The sequence below is a fragment of the Pseudomonas sp. MHK4 genome (genome assembly GCF_054600775.1).
In genome coordinates this window covers 1-516 of record NZ_BAAIAK010000062.1, presented here as the reverse complement: position 1 = coordinate 516, position 516 = coordinate 1, and the positions used below count along the sequence as shown (strand labels likewise).

At 66.9% G+C, this 516-nt stretch carries 1 pseudogene; it reads left to right on the top strand.

Features of this window, described 5'->3' with window-relative positions:
- Window positions 1-516: pseudogene (locus tag ACYP2Q_RS31520) on the top strand (glycine dehydrogenase (aminomethyl-transferring)); the annotation flags it as partial.

Genomic DNA, 516 nt, shown 5'->3' with positions numbered 1-516 from the left:
CCAGCGAAATGATCCCGGTGACCTGGGCCGAATTCGGCGCCCTGCACCCCTTCGCCCCGGCCGAGCAGAGCGCCGGTTACCAGCAACTGACCGATGAACTGGAAGCGATGCTCTGCGCCGCCACCGGTTACGATTCGATCTCGCTGCAACCGAACGCCGGTTCCCAGGGTGAGTACGCCGGCCTGCTGGCCATCCGCGCCTACCACCAGAGCCGTGGCGAAGACCGTCGCGACATCTGCCTGATCCCGTCCTCGGCCCACGGCACCAACCCGGCCACCGCGCAGATGGCTGGCATGCGTGTGGTCGTGACCGCCTGCGACGCCCGCGGCAACGTCGACATCGAAGACCTGCGCGCCAAGGCCATCGAGCACCGCGAACACCTCGCCGCACTGATGATCACCTACCCGTCGACCCACGGCGTGTTCGAGGAAGGCATCCGCGAAATCTGCGGCATCATCCACGACCACGGCGGCCAGGTGTACATCGACGGCGCCAACATGAACGCCATGGTCGGCC